We start from the raw sequence: 16977 nt of genomic DNA, 5'->3' as shown, positions 1-16977 counted from the left end.
ACCCCGTCCGGCCTGTGGACAACTCCCCGGCAGGGGCGCCGGTCCATGCCCTGCGCGGTGCGCGCGGGTGCGGGGGTGCGGGGGTGCGGGGGTGCCTCACCATCCGAGGTGGGTGAAGCCCGCCCAGCCCGCCAGGTCGTCGCTGCGGATCAGCGGCACGCGCGCGACCAGGTGCGCGGGCATCCCGGGCGGCGCCTCGCGGCGGTCGTTCAGCATCCACAGCTGCGCCGCGCGCAGCGCCTGTCCCGGCTGCAGCCCCTCCCGGCTCAGGTAATGGTGCGTCATGTACATCAGCAGGGACGTCGCCTCGTCGGGCACCGGCCACAGCGACCCCACCACCGAGCGGGCGCCCGCCACCAGGAACGCCGTCGCCAGGCTGTACGCCTCGTCGTAGCCGCGCCCCGACACGTTCGTCCGGCACGCCGCCAGCACCACCAGGCCGAGGCCCTCGTAGCGGGCCGCGCCCTCCGTCAGCTCCTCGGCCGCCAGCCGCCCACCCGCCAGCGCCAGGTACGCGCTGTGCCGCTCGCCCTGCTGGACCTCGCCGTGGCAGGCCAGGTGCAGCAGGCCGCCGCGCTGCCGGGCCAGCCAGCCGGTCACCGCGGCGGGCGTCGCGTCGCCCGGCCCCAGCAGCAGGCCGCCCGGGTGGAACGTGCGGTGGACGGCCTCCGCCTCCTCGCCCGCGTGCGGCAGGTCACGGGTCGGATTGCCGACGACGAGGGCCTCCCCGGGCCCGGGCGTCGCCCGCCGCCCGGCCACCTCGCACAGCAGGCGCGCGGACGGGAGGTACGAGATGCGGGCCTCCTCGCAGGCGTACCGGTGGCGGCCGCGGCGGCCGCGCAACCGGGCCGCGTGCCAGGGCACCATGCCCAGCTCCGCCATCGGCACCAGCACCACCGACGGCACCGTGCCGAAACCGCGCGGGATCTCCTTCAGCAGCGGCTCCATCACCGTGCGCCCCGCCCAGTCGCACAGCCGCTCCAGCGCGGCACGCCCCGCGTCGGCGGACGGCCGGGGGCGCGGCACCCCGCCCGGCGGCGCCGTCGGCGGGCCGCCCGCGTCACGGCCCGGGGCGCCCACGGCCCGGTAGCCGGCCAGCTCCGGGGCGTCGCCGTCGAGTCCGGGCAGCCGCACGTGGCGTACGGCGCCGTCGGGCGTCACGACGACGGCGAAGCCCGGGATGCCCTCGCCGGAGGGCAGCAGGTAGACCAGGGCGGTCGCCCCCAGGGTGTGCAGGGCGGCGCCGATCTCGCGCACGGACGGGACGTCCAGGAGCCTCCGCCGCTCCGGGGACGCGGACAGGGCCTCCAGGACGCGGCGGCGCAGCCTGCTCGACGGCCCGGACGGGCCGGCCTGTCCGGCGAGTACGCCCTCGGGGCCGGGCTCGGGGGCCACGGCGCCCGCCGCCCGCCACTCCCGCGCGAGGTCCGTGTGCCCCAGGGCGGTCAGCATGTCGGGGACGGTGGCCGCCACGGTCGCCGCGTGCAGGACGAGTCCGCGGCCGCCGTCCAGGGCCCGTACGGCCTCGTCGTACGCGCCGTCGGACAGGCACCAGCGGGCCAGTTCGAGGGCGTCCTCACCGGCGCGGCGCCCGGTCTCCGCGGCATGCGCCGTACCGGACTGGAGCAGCGTCGTCCACGCCACGGCCTGGACGGCCTCCAGGCCGATCCGCCGCGACTCGTCGAGGTTGCGGCGGGAGACACGGCGGTCGAAGGCCATGGCCTTGCCGCGGGTGCGGTACGCCATGGCGAGGGCCATGCTCACATTGGCCCACAGCGGGTACTCCGGCCCGCCGGCGAGCCGCCGCGCGTGCCGAGCCCAGGCGATGCCCTGGTCGAGATGGGCGGGGCGCTGCGCGTGCGGCACGGTACCGAGTCCGGCGAGCGCGATGTGGCACAGGGCGAGGCAGGACGTGCAGCGGATCCACCGCTCGTCGTCCGGTTCGAGCAGCTCCAGGGCCGCCTCGAACAGGATGATGGCGTCGCGCATCGCTGCCGCGTCCCGGGCGAGGGTCGCGGCGCCGCTGCGGGCGATGCCCGCCTCGCACAGCTGGTCCACCCGCATGTGCGCGGGCAGGGCGGCGACCTGCCGACGCAGGTCGTCGACCGGGGTGAAGCGGGCCGCCTCCGGGTCGAACCGACCGGTGCGGCGCTCCCGCAGGACGACGAGGTAGCTGCGCATGGCGTCCAGGTGCGACTCGAAGCCGAGGCGGTCGACGTGGTCGGGCGGCAGCCGCTCCATGACGGTCTCGAGCTCGGCGATCAGCTCGGCCAGCCAGGTCTCGTCCTCGCGGCGGATGGCCTGGCGGCAGCGGAACACGGCGATCTGCCCCGCCATGGCGAGGCGCTGCGTGGCGTCGAAGACCGGCGCGTCGGCCAGCCTGACCAGGTCGTCGACCGCCGAGTCGAAGTCGTCCTCGCCGCCGCCGGTCTGGGCGAGGTGGGCGCGCACGCTCGCGTGGGTGGCCTCCAGGGGGATGCGCTGGGGGCTGTCCGGCGGCATCATCGCCATGGCCTCGTCGAGGCGGGACAGCGCCGCCTCCAGGTCGGCGGGGCCCGCGTTGCCGTCGAGCAGGGACATCTGCCCGCTGATGCCCATGACGTTGGCCTGCCAGCCCGTGTCCGGCGGCCCGTACTCCCGGAACTCGCGCAGCAGCTCCTCGCGTTGCTCCGGCGTGGCGGACAGGTGCTCCAGCTGCAGCATGGGGAGGACCGCGAGGATCTGCCCCGCCCGCATGCCGGAGAGCAGGGTGCCCCGCGGCAGCGCGGCCCAGTCGCCGTACAGCCGGTCGAAGGCCTCGCGGGCCGTGGCGCAGCCGAGCCGGTCGCAGACCAGTGCGGTGAGTCGGGCCACGTCCTGCCGGTTGCCAGCTGCGGCCGCTCCCGCCTGCTGGATCTCCCACATCAGGGCGTTCAGGTCATAGGGCATCGCCGGAGCATCGTCCATCCCCCCACGCTAGCGCCGCACACTGGCCTCAAGTGGGTTGTCCACAGGCCGATTTGCGGGGCTACAGCGGATCGCCGGGCACCCGCTCGTACGTCTCGCGCAGCGCGCCCAGCACCGGGTCGTCGGTGGCCAGGGGCCGGCCGTCCACGGAGGCGAGGGCGCGTACGCCGATGCCGGTGCTCGTCGCGAAGCCGGCCCGCATGCCCCGCGCCTCCGCGACCGTCACGGGGCGCGCCACACAGGCGTACTGCCGCCGGATCAGCTCCAGGGTGACACCGGGCAGCACGTCCCCCTCGGGCAGCACGACCCGTCCCTCCCCGTCGACGAACCCGGCGTTCCACGTCGGGCCTTCCGTGACGCGCCCGTCCGGGCCGTGGAACAGGGCGTCGTCGTACCCGTCGAGCTGGGCGCGCCGCCGCGCGTGGAGGGCGCCGAAGAGCCCGACGTGCTTGACCGCCGCCAGGTCCCGTACGTACGGCACGGTCCCCACCCGCAGCGGCGGCAGGCCTGCGGGGGCCCCGGGCCGCGTGGTGACCAGCACGTGGGGCTCGCCGGCCGAGGCGGGGCGCCCGATGTCCAGGCCCGGGTCGAAAACGCTCACCCGCACCAGCGGGGAGTCGCCGCCCCGCTCCCGCAGCGCGTGCCGGACGTACGCGCGCACCCGTGCCGTGTCGAGGTCCGCGCCGAACACGGCCCGGCAGTCCCGCTCCAGCCGCTCCAGGTGCAGGGCGAGCCCCCGCACCCGGCCGTCGTCCACGCGGAACGTGGTGAAGTGCCCGTAGTTGGCAAGCGCGAGCGCCCGCACGGCACCGGCATCGGCGGGCTGTCCGTTCAGTTCGTCCACGACCCCCAGTCTGTCAGCCGCGCTATGAGGGCCCGCCGGTCGCGGCAGCCGACCGCCGTTCCGCCACGGCTAGGCGGCGGCTGACGGCCGTCGTTCCGCCGCAGGCGCGCGATGGCTGACGCCGCAGTTTCCCTGCGGCTCGCGCCGCCATTCCTCGCCGTGGGCAGGCGCCGCTGTTCCTCGCCGTGGGCCGGAGCCGCCGTTCCTCGTTGTGGGCCGGCGCCGCCGTTCCGTCGTTGTGGGCCGGCGCCGCCGTTCCGTCGTTGTGGGCAGTCGTTCCGCAGGGGGGTCCCCCCTGGACGTAGTCCTTGGGGGAGGAACGGGTGGGCACAACGACGGAACGGCCACCCGGCCTGAGGGCCCAGCCCCGGCGCGCACCACGACGGTGGGTGAGTCCGGTGGCGGCCCGGGGGTCACGTGCTCAGATTGGCTCGCTCGGGGCCATGAGAGCGAGGCGTCCCAGCACCGCCAATCCTGCGCGCGCGACCCCCGGTCCACCCCCGTCCCGTCGTCGGGCGCCTACCGGCCGGTGGGTGTGGGGGTGGGTGGGACCGCCCGCATGTGGGCGGCTCACCCCCGGCGGGGGGGTGGGTGGGGCCGCCCCGCATGTGGGCGGGTTACCCCCGGTGGGTGGGTGGGGCCGCCCCGCATGTGGGCGGGTTACCCCCGGTGGGTGGGTGGGACCGCCCGCGCGTGGGGCGGGGTCGGCCTCAGCGGCCCGTCAGGCGTGCGCGGGCCGCGGCGAGCAGCGGGGGCAGGTCCGGGGCTGCCGGGTACCAGCGCTTCTCGTACTCCCAGCACACCCACCCACCGCCGGGCCCCACGAGGGACAGGCAGGTGTCGAGCGGCAGGACGCCCTCACCCAGCGCGACCGGCGTGGTGTCCTCCCGGGACGCGATGTCCTTGACCTGGACGTAGCCGAGGTACGGCGCGAGGAGGGCGTACGTCGTCTCCGGAGCCTCACCCGCGCGCCACGGGTGCATCACGTCCCACAGGGCGCCCACGTGGTGGTGGCCGACCGCCGCCACGACGCGCGCCACGTCGGCGCCTGTGGGGTGCGAGTCGTGCGTCTCCAGCAGGATCCGTACTCCCAGGTCGGCCGCGACCTCCGCGGCGACGCCCAGTCGCCGGGCCGCGGTGGCGTCCGCCTGCTCCCCGGGCCGCCCGCCGGGGAAGACCCGCACGTGGGGGGCGCCCAGGTCGGCGGCCAGGTAGAGGAGCTGGTGCAGCTCCTCGTACACGGGCTCGTCGTCACCGGCCTCCGCCACGCGCGCGTAGCCCGCGACGGTCAGGATCTCCACCCCGGCCCGCGCGAACTCCGCGACCACCGCGCGGCGTTCGTGCGCGACGAGCCCCGGGTGCACCGGCTCCTCGGGGTGGGCTCGCAGCTCCACACCGTCGTACCCGCAGTCGGCGGCGAGCCGGACGACATCGGGGACGGCCATTCCGGGGACGCCCAGCGTCGAAAACGCGTACCTCATGAGGCGACCGTACCCACCAGAATGTCCTTGTGACGTTTCTCGACAGACAGCTCATCGGCCTGTGGGACAGCGCGCCCTACGACCTGGGCGCGATGGAGACCAGCGAGATCGTGTTCCTGGCGGACGGCCGGGGGTGGAGCCGCTTCGAGAGCATCACCACCGAACTGGTCATCGGCCGCTTCCGCTGGCACTGCCCGGCCCCCGGCCGTCTGGAGCTGCGCTACACCTGGCAGGTGCACGGCCAGTGGGGCCGGGGCTCGGACGGCTTCGCGTCCGTGGACCACAGCGGCCCTGACGACGAGGTCGTCCGCACGGGCTACCGGATCGCCCCGGAGACGCCGCGGGGCGACGACGCACCCGTGCCGACGCTGACCCTCGACCGGGCGGTCGAGTACGCCTTCACCTTCGCCCGCGGCCCCGTCCGCGTGTCCCCCTCCGACGACCCGTCGTCGGACGTGGTCCCGTACGCCCCCGGCCCCAAGCCGGGCCCGCCCCACCGCCCGGGCGCTCAGTCGTAGGAGAACCTGTACCCGGTGAAGTCGGCTACGTGGACGTATCCGATGCGCTGGTAGAGGGCGTTGCTGGTGGGGTTGGCCGGGTCCGCGAACAGGACGACGTCCGTCGCGCCCGCGGTCAGCGCGGCCCTGCTCACCTCGACCGTCACGGCGCCCGCGTAGCCGCGTCCCCGGAGGCGGGCCGGGGTGTGGACGGGGTCCACCCGGACCATGCCGCCGACCATCGACGTCGAGCCCGCCAGGGAGACGGGAGTGCCGTCCGGGGTCTCCCAGAAGGTGAAGTGCTTGTCCGCGAAACGTGTGTCGGACCAGGAGCCGGCGTCGATGGCGTCGATGGTGACGTTCTCTCCGACATCGACGCAGAACTCACGACACCAGCGCACGACGCGCGCGTGATCCTCCGGGCCCGCGACACGGCCCCGGCCTTCGGGGCGGGGCCGCGGTGGGGTGAGCGTGCCGAGACGGTAGAGATGCGTCCGCCAGAAGGGCACCGGCGCCGCGCCCGTGTGCCGCTGCCATGTCTCGGCGAAGGCGGTGGCCGTGTCGTGGTCCGCGATGACGTCGGAGGGGAAGTGGCCGAGGCCGGCCAGGTGAGCGGCGAGGGTGCCGGCCTGCTCGGCGGAGAGGGGGGTGAGGCCCAGGCGGCCGCGCGGAGTGCGGTAGAAGACGGCGCGGACCTCCCCCTTCGACTCCAGTCGGCCGAAGACGGTGGTGTGCGCGCCTTGGGTGTCCGCCTCTCGTGTGCGCAGTTTCTCGATGTCCGTCAGCGGGGTGTTGTGCAGGGCCGGGCGGGAGCGCAGGAAGTCTCCGGCTCGGGCGAGGAAGTCGTCGACGTCCTCGGTGAGTTGCCAGTCATCCGGGAGCATGCTTCATGTTCCCGGATGTACCGCGGTCGGCGTCGGGTCACCACTGGGCGATGAGCGGCGCGTCCGGTTCGTGCCGCCGCCAGGCCTCGGTGAGGCGGACGAGGCGGGCGGGGGCGGCGATGCCGCGCACGGTCGCGATCCTGCCGTCGGTGACGTCGAACGTCACGGCGCCGACGACCTGGCCGTCGACCACGAACAGGATGGCGGGGGCGCCGTTGACGAGCGCGTAGTGGACGGCGGGCGTGCCGCCGGCCAGTCGCCGCTTCGCGGGTGTGGGTTTGAAGCCGGCCCGTGCGATGGCGGCGATGCGCTGCGGAGTGTCGAACCGCAGCAGCTTCTCGGCCAGGCCGGCGCCGTCGGAGATCGCGATCGCGTCGTCGGTGAGCAGCGCCACCAGCCGTTCGGTGCGGCCCGATGAGGCAGCGGCGAGGAACTCCTCGACGATCCTGCGGGCGGATGCCGGGTCGACCTCGCCGCCGCGGCGGCCCGTGGCGGTGACGCGGCGCCGCGCCCGGTGGAGGTGCTGCTGGCTCGCGGACTCGGTCATGTCGAGGATCTCGGCGATCTCGGCGTGGCCGTAGGAGAACGCTTCGCGCAGGACGTAGACGGCCCGCTCGACGGGTGACAGGCGCTCCATGAGAGTCAGCACGGCCAGGGAGACCGATTCGCGCTGCTCGAAGGTGGCGGCCGGGCCGAGCATCGGGTCGCCGTCGAGGAGCGGTTCGGGCAGCCAGGCGCCGGCGACGCGTTCGCGGCGGGCTTGCGCCGAGCGGAGCCGGTCGAGGCACAGGTTGGTGACGACCTTGGTCAGCCATGCTTCCGGCACCTTGATCCGCTGCCGGTCGGCGGCCTGCCAGTGCAGGAAGGCATCCTGCACGGCGTCCTCGGCATCGGTGGCGGAGCCCAGCAGCCGGTACGCCAGTGAGGCCAGCCGGTTCCGGCTGGCCTCGAACCGACCGGTGTCGAAGCGATCAGTGGCGGTGCTGTCCATGCGGATCACCCTAGGCGGCCACGCGCTTCTCGGCGGCCGTATCCGCGGCGGCCAGGCGGTGCTTGCGCTTGGGCATGCCGAAGGTCGGGTGCGAGGTGGCCCACAGCGAGATCTTGAGGATGCCCGACTTGATCCGCGCGGCCTTCCGGCCGCCCACATACGTCGGCTTCGCCTGCGCCTCGCCGTCGACCATCTGCAGGATCCCGTCCCGCCGCCCGAGGCTGATGTGGTTGCCCGCGTAGTCCAGCTTGACGTTCGCGATCTCGCGGCCGGTCAGGCGTCCCACGATCGCTTCCGTGGCCTGCCGGCCGGTGTAGCCGGCCGAAGCGCAGGACATCGGCAGCGGCCGGCCGTTGTCGCCGATGGCGTAGGCGCTGTCGCCGGCGGCGTAGACGCTCGGGTGCGAGACCGACCGCATGGTGCGATCGACGACGATCCGGCCGTCCTCGGTGACCTCCAGCCCGCCGGCGGCGGCGATCGGGCCGGCCGCGAACCCGGCCGCCCACACGGTCGCGTCGGACGCCAGGGCGGTGCCGTCGGCGCACAGCACCCGCGTCGCTTCGACCGCTTCGACGGTGGCGTGCTCCAGGACGGTGATGCCCAGCCGGTCGCAGGCCCGGCGCAGGTGGTCGCGGGCTCCGGCGGAGAGCGGGGCACCCAGCTCGCCGCGGGCGACCAGCGTCACCGACAGGTCGGGCCGGGACTCGGCGATCTCGGTCGCGGTCTCGATGCCGGTCAGCCCGTCGCCGACGACCAGCACTTCGCCGCGCCTGTCCAGGCCGTCCAGGCGCTCGCGCAGGCGCAGCGCCGAGGCCCGGCCGGTGACGTCGAAGGCGTGCTCGGTCACGCCGGGGACGCCGTGGTCGGCGACGCGGCTGCCGAGCGCGTAGAGGAGCGTGTCGTAGCCGAGTTCGCCGCCGCCGTCGGCGTCGGCCACGGCGACGACCTGGCGCTCGGGGTCGACGGCGGTGACACGGGCCAGGCGCAGCCGTATCCCCGTGCCCGCGAAGACGTCGGCGAGCCTGCGCGTCTCGATCTCCTGGCCGGCCGCGAGCTGGTGCAGCCGCAGCCGCTGGACGAAGTCCGGCTCGGCGTTGACCACGGTGACCTCGGTGTCCGCCGGGGACAGCCGGCGGGCCAGGGTCCCGGCCACGTAGGCCCCGGCATAGCCGGCGCCGAGGACGACGATGCGGTGCTTCATCTGTGCCTCCTGTCGGTTCGCTTGCTCCCGGTGAGTGAGCGGGATGGCGCGCGGATTCCTGACAGGAAGCGGACGTGACCTGTGTCACAGGGCGATGGGGCCCCCAGGGTGCTTCGCGCCCTACTGCCGCGGCGCGGCCGTCGACGCGCGGAGCGTCAGGTCGCCGCGGATGGTGGCGACGCCGCCCGGAGGCGGGGCCTCGGTGCCCATCGCGAGGCGGCCCGCGCGGACGCCCGCGTCGTGCAGCGGGAGCCGTACGGTCGTCAGCGCGGGGACGGCGTCCACGGAGAACGGCAGGTCGTCGAAGCCCGCGACCGACACGTCGTCGGGGATGCGCAGGCCGCGCTCGCGGAGGGCGGCGCAGGCACCGAGCGCGACGGTGTCGTTGGCGGCGACGATCGCCGTGAGGGACGGTTCGCGGTCCAGGAGCCGGAGCGTCGCCTCGTAGCCGGAGCGGCGGTCGTACGAGCCATGCACGGTCAGCCGTTCCTGCTCGGGGCCGCCCAGGCCCGCAGCGGCGAGGGCGGCGCGGTGGCCCTCCAGCCGGTGTCGGGTGGTGGTGCGCTCGGCGGGGCCGGCGACGTATCCGATGCGGCGGTGGCCGAGGCGCAGCAGGTGCTCGGTGAGCCGGCGGCCCCCGCCACGGTTGTCGAAGGCGAGCGTGGCGGTGACGGAGTCGCCGGGCACGGGCGGGCGGCCGCACAGGACGACGCGCGTGCCGGCGTCGCTCATCTTGGCGAGCTTCGCGGCCATGGCGGCCGTGTGCCGGGGATCCTCCAGGGCGCCGCCGGTGACGATGACGGCGGCGGCGCGCTGGCGCTGGAGGAGCGTGAGGTAGGTCAGCTCGCGCTCCGGGGAGCCGCCGGTGTTGCAGACGACGGCGAGCTTCTCGCCGCCGGCGCGCCCCGTGCCGCTGCCGATGGCGCTCTGCGCGGCGCCGGCCATGATCCCGAAGAAGGGGTCGGCGATGTCGTTGACGAGGATGCCGACGAGGTCGGACGTGGCCGCGGCGAGCGCGCTGGCGGGGCCGTTGAGGACGTAGTCCAGCTCGTCGACCGCGCGCAGGACCCGTTCCCTGGTGGACGCGGCGACGGGGTAGTTCCCGTTGAGGACACGGGAGACGGTCGCGGGGGAAACCCGCGCGCGTGCCGCCACATCCGCCAGGGTGACTGTCATCGCGTCCCTCCGAGGAGAAGTCGGGCGCGGCTCTTGTACCGGCCGCTGTCCGCAGGCTAGCGTCAATGAGGATAGAAAGCGCTTGCTACGACGTGGACCGACGCGACTCGATCGCCGAGCCCAGCAGCACGACCTCTAGTACGACCCGTAGTACGACGCTCAGCACGACCCCAGCACGACCCCCGGCACGACTCAGCACACCCAGCACACTCGGAAAGTGGAGGGACCTTCGTGACACGCAGGACAGTGCGGATCGCCATGAACGGCGTCACCGGGCGCATGGGCTACCGTCAGCACCTCGTGCGATCCATCCTCGCGCTGCGCGAACAGGGCGGCCTGGACCTCGGCGACGGCCAGGTCCTGTGGCCGGAGCCGGTCCTGGTGGGCCGCCGCGAGCACGCGCTGCGCGAGCTGGCCGACCGGCACGGCCTGACGGAGTGGTCCACGGACCTCGACGCCGTCCTCGCCGACGACAGCACCGACATCTACTTCGACGCCCAGGTCACCTCCGCCCGCGTGGACGCCATCAAGAAGGCGATCGCGGCCGGCAAGCACGTCTACACCGAGAAGCCCACCGCCGGGGACCTCGCCGGCGCCCTGGAGCTGGCCCGTCTCGCGCGGGCGGCGGGCATCAAGCACGGCGTCGTCCAGGACAAGATCTTCCTGCCGGGCCTGCTGAAGCTGAAGCGCCTCGTCGACGGCGGCTTCTTCGGCGAGATCCTCTCCGTACGCGGCGAGTTCGGCTACTGGGTCTTCGAGGGCGACTGGCAGGAGGCCCAGCGACCCAGCTGGAACTACCGGGCCGAGGACGGCGGCGGCATCGTCGTCGACATGTTCCCGCACTGGGAGTACGTCCTGCACGAGCTGTTCGGCCGCGTCACGTCCGTCACCGCGCACGTGACGACGCACGTCCCGCAGCGCTGGGACGAGCAGGGCAAGCCGTACACCGCCACGGCGGACGACGCCGCGTACGGCATCTTCGAGCTGGAGAGCGGCGCCGTCGCCCAGATCAACTCCTCGTGGGCGGTCCGCGTCCACCGCGACGAGCTGGTCGAGTTCCAGGTGGACGGCACGCACGGCTCGGCGGTCGCCGGGCTGCGCGGCTGCCGCGTCCAGCACCGCTCCATGACGCCGAAGCCCGTCTGGAACCCGGACCTGCCGGTCACCCACTCCTTCCGCGACCAGTGGCAGGAGGTCCCGGACAACGCCGAGTTCGCCAACGGTTTCAAGGCGCAGTGGGAGCTGTTCCTCCGGCACGTCGCCCTGGACGAGCCGTACCACTGGGACCTGCTGGCCGGCGCGCGCGGCGTGCAGCTCGCCGAGCTGGGCCTGAAGTCCTCCGCCGAGGGCCGCCGGCACGACGTCCCGGAGCTGTCGCTGTGACCGACCGGACGCTCCCCCCGATCCACCTGCCGGGCCCGGACGGCGCCACGCGCGCGTACCGGCCGCGCAGCACCCCGCGGGCCCCGGCGGCGGGCGGGCCGCTCGTGTCGCGGGTGGTGTTCTCGGCCGCGCACGTCGTGGCCGACCCGTACGCCGACACCACCCCCGACTCCCCCGCCGCGGTCGACTGGGACGCCACGCTCGCGTTCCGCCGCCACCTGTGGTCGCACGGGCTGGGCGTCGCCGAGGCGATGGACACCGCGCAGCGCGGGATGGGCCTGGACTGGGCGGGCGCCGCGGAGCTGATCCGCCGCTCGGCCGCCGAGGCGAAGGCCACCGGCGGGCGCATCGCCTGCGGGGTCGGCACCGACCAACTGGCCGGCCCCGCGGACCTGGACGCGGTCCGCGCCGCGTACGAGGAGCAGCTGGCGCTCGTCGAGGAGACCGGCTCGCAGGCCATCCTCATGGCGTCGCGGGCGCTTGCGGCGACCGCCCGGGGGCCCGAGGACTACCTGGACGTGTACGGGCATCTGCTGCGCCAGGCGTCCGAGCCGGTGATCCTGCACTGGCTCGGCCCGATGTTCGACCCGGCGCTGGAGGGCTACTGGGGCTCGGCGGACCTGGACGCGGCGACGGACACGTTCCTGGAGGTCATCGCCGCGCACCCCGACAAGGTCGACGGCATCAAGGTGTCGCTGCTCGACGCGGAGCGGGAGGTGGCCCTGCGCCGCCGGCTGCCGCAGGGCGTGCGCTGCTACACCGGCGACGACTTCCACTACCCCGAGCTGATCGCCGGCGACGACCAGGGCTTCAGCCACGCCCTGCTGGGCATCTTCGACCCGCTGGGCCCGCTGGCCGCCGAGGCGGTCCGGGTCCTGGACACGGGCGACGCCAAGGGCTTCCGGGAACTGCTCGACCCGACCGTGGAGCTGTCCCGCCACCTCTTCCGGGCGCCGACCCGCTTCTACAAGACGGGCGTCGTGTTCCTGGCCTGGCTGGCCGGCCACCAGGACCACTTCGCGATGGTGGGCGGCCTGCAGTCGGCCCGCTCGCTGCCGCACCTGGCCACGGCCTACGAACTGGCCGACGGGCTCGGCCTGTTCCCCGACCCGGAGCTGGCGCGGCACCGCGTGCAGTCCCTCCTCACCGTGTACGGAGCGGCCCGATGAGCGACACGCACGACCTGTCCCGGTTCAGCATCAACCAGATGACGGTCAAGCAGCTCGCCCTGCCCGACCTCGCGGCCCACTGCGTGCGGTTGGGCGTCCCCGGTGTGGGGCTGTGGCGCGAACCGGTCCGGGAGTACGGCGTGGAGGCCGCCGCCAAGCTCGTGCGGGACGCCGGTCTCGCCGTCACCACCCTGTGCCGCGGCGGCTTCCTCACGGCGGCCGACGCGGCCGGCCGCGCCCGGGCCCTCGACGACAACCGCGCCGCGATCGACGAGGCGGCGACGCTGGGCACGGACACCCTGGTCCTGGTCTCCGGCGGCCTGCCGGGCGGCCACCGCGACCTGGCGGCGGCCCGCGAGCGGATCGCCGACGCGCTCGCCGAACTCGCCCCGTACGCCGCCGAGCGGGGCGTACGGCTGGCCATCGAGCCGCTGCACCCGATGTACGCGGCCGACCGGTGCGTGGTGTCCACGCTGGACCAGGCGCTGGACCTGGCCGAGCGGTTCCCGGCCGAGCGGGTCGGGGTCGTCGTGGACACGTACCACGTCTGGTGGGACGACCGGGCGCCGGCGGCGGTCGCGCGGGCGGGCGCCGCGGGCCGTATCCACTCCTTCCAGCTCGCCGACTGGACGACCCCGCTGCCGGCGGGCGTGCTCACCGGGCGGGGGCAGATCGGCGACGGCGCCGTCGACATGCGGGAGTGGCGGGAGCGGGTCGACGCGGCGGGCTACTCCGGGCCCATCGAGGTGGAGCTGTTCAACGACGGCCTGTGGGCCCGTGACGGGGTCGAGGTGCTGGAGGAGACGGTCCGGAGGTACGTCCTCCACACGCTCTAGGCGGCGGCCGGGATTCCGGAAAAATTACCGGGCGCATTCGTGCAACCCTTCCGGCGTGACCGGTGTCGTATAGGAAGTCGGGGCCTCCGGGGAGGGGATCTGGGGGGATCGGGAGGCCTGCGACGGGAGGGGGAGGGCGGGGCCCGGTCCATCGGACCGGGCCCCCATCACGTCGACGGCCGCGTCCTTCAGGGCACTTTCGCCTCAACGGCTCCGCCCGTCAGGGCACTTCCGTCCGTACGCGGGCCATCGCCGTGCCCCAGCGGCCCGGCCGCCGGGCGGGCCCGCCCGCGTCCCGGCTGCCGGAAGGCGGGGCCAGTCGCAGGAGCCCGCCGTCGCCCGTGCCGCGCGCGGCCGTGGCGGAGGCGCCGGGGGCGGCCAGGGGCGGCAGCCGGAAGGGCGCGACGTTCAGTTCGTTCTCGGCGACGATCACCTTGAGCCAGTCCCGGGCGAAGGCGCCCCGCTCCACGGCCCGGCCGGGCGGGAGCCGGAGCCACACCGGTTCGCCCCGGCGGGCGAGGCCCGCGCGGCCGGGGCCGACGAAGTCGCCCTCGTAGAGGTGCGGGGACGAGGCGTAGCCGTCGGTCAGGTCGAGCAGGACGCACCACAGGGGCCTGGTCCAGTCGTTGTGGACGCGGACCATGACCTGGGGCTCGCGGTGGTCGGGCGTGTAGGCGCAGACGGTCTCCCCGTCGGCGGTGCGGCGGACCGTGCCGACCAGTGGGGTGTCGACGGTGACGCGGACGAGCGACGAGAGCCACGGGTCGGGGTTGGTGAGGTCGCGGATGTGGTGCCAGCGCGCGATGTGGGCGAGGCGGTCGGCGAGGTGCCGCGCGTCGTCTGCCGTCCGCAGGGGGAGCGGGTCCAGGGGGTGACCGTCGCCGCCGGAGACGGTGGCGCGGCCGTCGCGGGCGTCCACCCGGAGGGCGAGGCCCGCGCCTGTGCCGGTGACCGTGCCGTCGTGCGGGGTGAGCCAGGGCGAGCCCACGGCCCGTGTGAGGAGGGCGACGGCCTCGGGGTCGCCGGCGGCCGTGACCGTGGCGGGCGGGAACGCCAGGGCGGACGGGGTCACCGCGTACACCGCGTCCCGGTCGCCGAGCCCGCCGCCGGGCAGCCGGCCGCCGACCGGGGTGACGAGCGCCGTCTCGGGGCGCACCTCGCGCACGGCGACGGCGTGCCCCTCGTGCGGCGGGAGCAGGGCGAACTCGGCGCCCGGTGTGCGCAGCCCGTGCGCCTGGCCGCAGTCGACCTCCCACCCGGCGGCGGTGTGCCGCAGCAGGAACGGCGCGCCGGGCACCGGGTCGCCGTACAGGAAGCGCCGGTCCTCGGGGCCGTGCAGCTCCGGGTGCTGGGCGTGGTGCCGGTCGCGCACCAGGGCCTCCACGCGCGCGTGGAGGGTGCCGTACGTGGCGGTGGGGCCGAGCCGGTCCAGGGCGTGCAGCAGGGCGTGGCTGAAGTAGCCGTGGGTGAGTCCGTCGAAGACGGTCTCGTGGGCGCGTTCCTGGGGGCGGCACGCGGCGAGCAGGACGTGGCGGCGCGGTGCCGGTCCCGGTGCCGCTCCCCCGCCGTCGCGGCTGCCGGGGGTGGGCGCCGGTGCCGTGGTCCACCAGGGGCGCCAGGTGACGCCGCGCGCGGTGACCGGGCGGCCGTCCGCGTCGGGCGCGGTGTCCCGGGTGGCGCCGCCGGCGTGGCAGCAGTCGAGGACGGCGAGCACGTGCGTGCCGCGGGCGGCGATGGCGTCGAGGAGGGCGCCGAGTTCGGTGTCCTGGAGGAGGGGCTGTCCGCCGAGGTGGAGGCTGTCGTGGCAGACGAGGGCCTGGCACATGCCGGTCGCCTCGCGCGGGTCGTCCGTCGGCCGTTCGGTGCCGTGGCCGCTGAACCACAGCAGGGCGGTGTCGCCGGGGCCGCCGCGCCCGAGGTGGCCGGTGATGCCGTCGATGACGGCGGCTCTGGTGGCCTGTGCGTCGTGGAGTGTCCGGATGTCGGGGTCCGGACCGGACTGCCGCCGCAGCCAGTTCTCCGCCGCGCGCACGTCGTTGAGACAGCCGCGCAGCGGCTCGCCCGGGTAGTCGTCGATGCCCACGAACAGGGCGTACACGGTCCGCATGCGGTGATACTGCCAGGGGGCCGTGGTGGGGGCGGGGCGTTTTCCGGGCGGTCCCGGGGCGGATGCGGGGCAAGTGGCGGTCGTTCGGGGATAGGACGATGTCACCGCCGTGCGATAGGAGTTGACTGTTCTTCAGCCAATTCCGCAGCGCCCCAGGGAGGGGAGCCGTCGTGTCGTTCGGGGGACAGGATCCGCGCGGGGGGAACCCGTATTCAGGCAGTCCGTACGGCGGGAATCCGTACGGGCCGGGCGGGTACGGCCCGGGGCCGTACGGACCGGGTGGGTACGGCCCGGGACCGGGTGGTCCCGGCGGGCCGTACGTGCCGGGGCCCCGGCTGCCGTACGGACCCGGGCCGGGCTGGGGCCGGCCGTCGTTGTGGCAGCGGTTCCGGGACGACGAGTGGCCGACGCTGCGGGAGGTGCTGTCCTACCTGCGCGCGGGCAAGGGCTGCGTGCTGCTCGCGTTCCTGTGCTGCGTGTGGCCCACGCTGTTCGTCGTCATCGGCTATCCGCTGGCCCGGTGGGCCCGGATCCTGGCGCGGCGGGTCTTCCCCGTGCACAGCCGCAGCATCACCGACCCGGACGTGATCCGGACGCAGAAGGTCCGGGCGTGGGTGGCGGCCGTGGCGTCGTTCCTCATCCTGGCCGCGTACGGGACGGCGGAGGACTGGGAGCAGGCGCAGGAGCAGTTCTTCATGCGGCTGACGCTCACCCCGTGGCTGCTGCTGCTCACCACGCCACTGGTGGTCCTCGTCCTGTTCCTGCTGGCGCCCGCGTCGGCGAGACCGGGCATGCGCCGGGGCATCTGGCCCGCGGGGCGCTCGGCGCTGTGCTACTTCGGCGCGTTCACGGCGACGCCGCTGCTGTTCCTGGGCGGCATGTACGTCGCCGAGCTGATGGAGCAGAACCTGCTGGGTCTGGCGGTGCGGATCGCCGTGCTGCTGCCGCCGCTGTGGACGTTGCTGTTCGTGGGATTCGCGTCGGGGCGTGCGGTGCGTACGGCGTTCAACACGACCGAGGTGCACCCCACGCTGCCGGCGCTGCTGACCGGCGTGCTGGTGTGGGAACTCGCCGCCGTGAACCTGCTCTTCGGCGGCCCGCCGCCCGGTCCGCCCGCCGTGCAGATCCTCGCACTGCTCTGCGGCCCGGCCTCGGTGACGGCCGTGGCCTGGTGGGAGGTCCACCGGCTGCGCACGCGGTACGGCGTGAGCCTGCGCCGCTGAACGCGCCGTCCGCCCCGGCCCCGTACGGCTGACGTAGGGGAGGCGTCGGCCATCCGCACCAGATGCCGTGCGACCGGGCGGCGCGGGGGAACCCGGGGCGGGGGCGGCCCGTCCAACCGGGCGTGCTGCTGGTGAGTCACCGCAGAGCGGTGTCGGCTCTCGTTCGCTGGCTGCGATCGCCGACTCCCCCTCCCGCCGCCTGCGCAGCGCAGCACCCCGCCGCCGGTGTGCCCCCTCCT

Annotated in this window: 13 protein-coding genes; 5 read left to right on the top strand and 8 right to left on the bottom strand. The window is 74.9% G+C overall.

Going from position 1 to position 16977, the window contains the following annotated elements:
- Window positions 1-96: 96 nt before the first annotated feature.
- From ABEB09_RS21980 to ABEB09_RS21970, 3 genes are all read right to left on the bottom strand, one after another.
- A complete protein-coding gene (locus tag ABEB09_RS21980) occupies window positions 97-2946 on the bottom strand; it encodes a CHAT domain-containing protein (protein ID WP_345691627.1) in 2850 nt (949 codons plus the stop codon).
- Between the two features lie 61 nt (window positions 2947-3007).
- Window positions 3008-3790: an aminotransferase class IV gene (locus tag ABEB09_RS21975; protein ID WP_345691626.1), complete on the bottom strand. Its 783-nt coding sequence runs from the start codon at window positions 3788-3790 to the stop codon at window positions 3008-3010.
- Window positions 3791-4500: 710 nt separating this feature from the next.
- Window positions 4501-5271, bottom strand: a complete 771-nt coding sequence (locus ABEB09_RS21970; RefSeq protein WP_345691625.1) for a sugar phosphate isomerase/epimerase family protein — start codon at window positions 5269-5271, stop codon at window positions 4501-4503.
- 29 nt (window positions 5272-5300) lie between these two features.
- Between ABEB09_RS21970 and ABEB09_RS21965 the strand changes: the two genes are divergently transcribed.
- Complete coding sequence (locus tag ABEB09_RS21965) at window positions 5301-5789, top strand: hypothetical protein (RefSeq protein ID WP_345691624.1); 489 nt, start codon at window positions 5301-5303, stop codon at window positions 5787-5789.
- Here ABEB09_RS21965 and ABEB09_RS21960 read toward each other — a convergent pair.
- The 4 genes from ABEB09_RS21960 to ABEB09_RS21945 all read right to left on the bottom strand — a co-directional run bounded on the left by ABEB09_RS21960 (window position 5780) and on the right by ABEB09_RS21945 (window position 10020).
- Window positions 5780-6652: a GNAT family N-acetyltransferase gene (locus ABEB09_RS21960; RefSeq protein WP_345691623.1), complete on the bottom strand. Its 873-nt coding sequence runs from the start codon at window positions 6650-6652 to the stop codon at window positions 5780-5782. The two genes, ABEB09_RS21965 and ABEB09_RS21960, sit on opposite strands and share 10 nt — an antisense overlap.
- Before the next feature lie 37 nt (window positions 6653-6689).
- On the bottom strand, window positions 6690-7643 hold the full coding sequence (locus ABEB09_RS21955; RefSeq protein WP_345691622.1) for a sigma-70 family RNA polymerase sigma factor: 954 nt from the start codon (window positions 7641-7643) through the stop codon (window positions 6690-6692).
- Window positions 7644-7653: 10 nt separating this feature from the next.
- The gene (locus ABEB09_RS21950) at window positions 7654-8844 is read right to left on the bottom strand and encodes an NAD(P)/FAD-dependent oxidoreductase (protein WP_345691621.1); all 1191 of its coding nucleotides are present in this window, start codon (window positions 8842-8844) and stop codon (window positions 7654-7656) included.
- A 120-nt stretch (window positions 8845-8964) separates the two neighbouring features.
- Window positions 8965-10020, bottom strand: coding sequence for a LacI family DNA-binding transcriptional regulator (locus tag ABEB09_RS21945; protein ID WP_345691620.1), 1056 nt, complete (start codon window positions 10018-10020; stop codon window positions 8965-8967).
- A gap of 231 nt (window positions 10021-10251) precedes the next feature.
- On the opposite strand from ABEB09_RS21945, the gene ABEB09_RS21940 reads away from it, so the two are divergent.
- From ABEB09_RS21940 to ABEB09_RS21930, 3 genes are read left to right on the top strand one after another with little or no spacing between them, the layout of a single operon-like run.
- Window positions 10252-11403 carry a Gfo/Idh/MocA family protein gene (locus ABEB09_RS21940; protein ID WP_345691619.1) on the top strand — a complete coding sequence of 384 codons (1152 nt, stop codon included), beginning with the start codon at window positions 10252-10254 and terminating at the stop codon, window positions 11401-11403.
- Window positions 11400-12572 carry a dihydrodipicolinate synthase family protein gene (locus tag ABEB09_RS21935; RefSeq protein ID WP_345691618.1) on the top strand — a complete coding sequence of 391 codons (1173 nt, stop codon included), beginning with the start codon at window positions 11400-11402 and terminating at the stop codon, window positions 12570-12572. The genes ABEB09_RS21940 and ABEB09_RS21935 overlap by 4 nt, the downstream gene beginning before the upstream one ends.
- Window positions 12569-13408, top strand: a complete 840-nt coding sequence (locus ABEB09_RS21930) for a sugar phosphate isomerase/epimerase family protein (protein ID WP_345691617.1) — start codon at window positions 12569-12571, stop codon at window positions 13406-13408. Before ABEB09_RS21935 ends, ABEB09_RS21930 begins: the two co-directional genes overlap by 4 nt.
- A 220-nt stretch (window positions 13409-13628) precedes the next feature.
- On the opposite strand, the gene ABEB09_RS21925 is transcribed toward ABEB09_RS21930, so the two are convergent.
- On the bottom strand, window positions 13629-15515 hold the full coding sequence (locus ABEB09_RS21925; RefSeq protein ID WP_345691616.1) for a caspase family protein: 1887 nt from the start codon (window positions 15513-15515) through the stop codon (window positions 13629-13631).
- A 320-nt stretch (window positions 15516-15835) separates the two neighbouring features.
- Between ABEB09_RS21925 and ABEB09_RS21920 the strand changes: the two genes are divergently transcribed.
- Entirely contained in the window at window positions 15836-16738 is a 903-nt protein-coding gene (locus ABEB09_RS21920; RefSeq protein WP_345691615.1) for a hypothetical protein, read from the top strand.
- Window positions 16739-16977: the final 239 nt, after the last annotated feature.

The organism is Streptomyces coeruleoprunus (assembly GCF_039542925.1).
Taxonomy (GTDB): Bacteria; Actinomycetota; Actinomycetes; order Streptomycetales; family Streptomycetaceae; genus Streptomyces; species Streptomyces coeruleoprunus.
Note: the sequence above shows the minus strand (reverse complement) of the source record. Positions and strands in the feature narration are given on the sequence as shown.

What these genes read in the sequence shown, in the direction of transcription:
- ABEB09_RS21980 (WP_345691627.1), bottom strand. Translation starts at nt 2,946, where the DNA reads ATGGACGATGCTCCGGCGATGCCCTATGACCTGAACGCCCTGATGTGG.
- ABEB09_RS21945 (WP_345691620.1), bottom strand. Translation starts at nt 10,020, where the DNA reads ATGACAGTCACCCTGGCGGATGTGGCGGCACGCGCGCGGGTTTCCCCC.
- ABEB09_RS21970 (WP_345691625.1), bottom strand. Translation starts at nt 5,271, where the DNA reads ATGAGGTACGCGTTTTCGACGCTGGGCGTCCCCGGAATGGCCGTCCCC.
- ABEB09_RS21955 (WP_345691622.1), bottom strand. Translation starts at nt 7,643, where the DNA reads ATGGACAGCACCGCCACTGATCGCTTCGACACCGGTCGGTTCGAGGCC.
- ABEB09_RS21950 (WP_345691621.1), bottom strand. Translation starts at nt 8,844, where the DNA reads ATGAAGCACCGCATCGTCGTCCTCGGCGCCGGCTATGCCGGGGCCTAC.
- ABEB09_RS21960 (WP_345691623.1), bottom strand. Translation starts at nt 6,652, where the DNA reads ATGCTCCCGGATGACTGGCAACTCACCGAGGACGTCGACGACTTCCTC.
- ABEB09_RS21925 (WP_345691616.1), bottom strand. Translation starts at nt 15,515, where the DNA reads ATGCGGACCGTGTACGCCCTGTTCGTGGGCATCGACGACTACCCGGGC.
- ABEB09_RS21930 (WP_345691617.1), top strand. Translation starts at nt 12,569, where the DNA reads ATGAGCGACACGCACGACCTGTCCCGGTTCAGCATCAACCAGATGACG.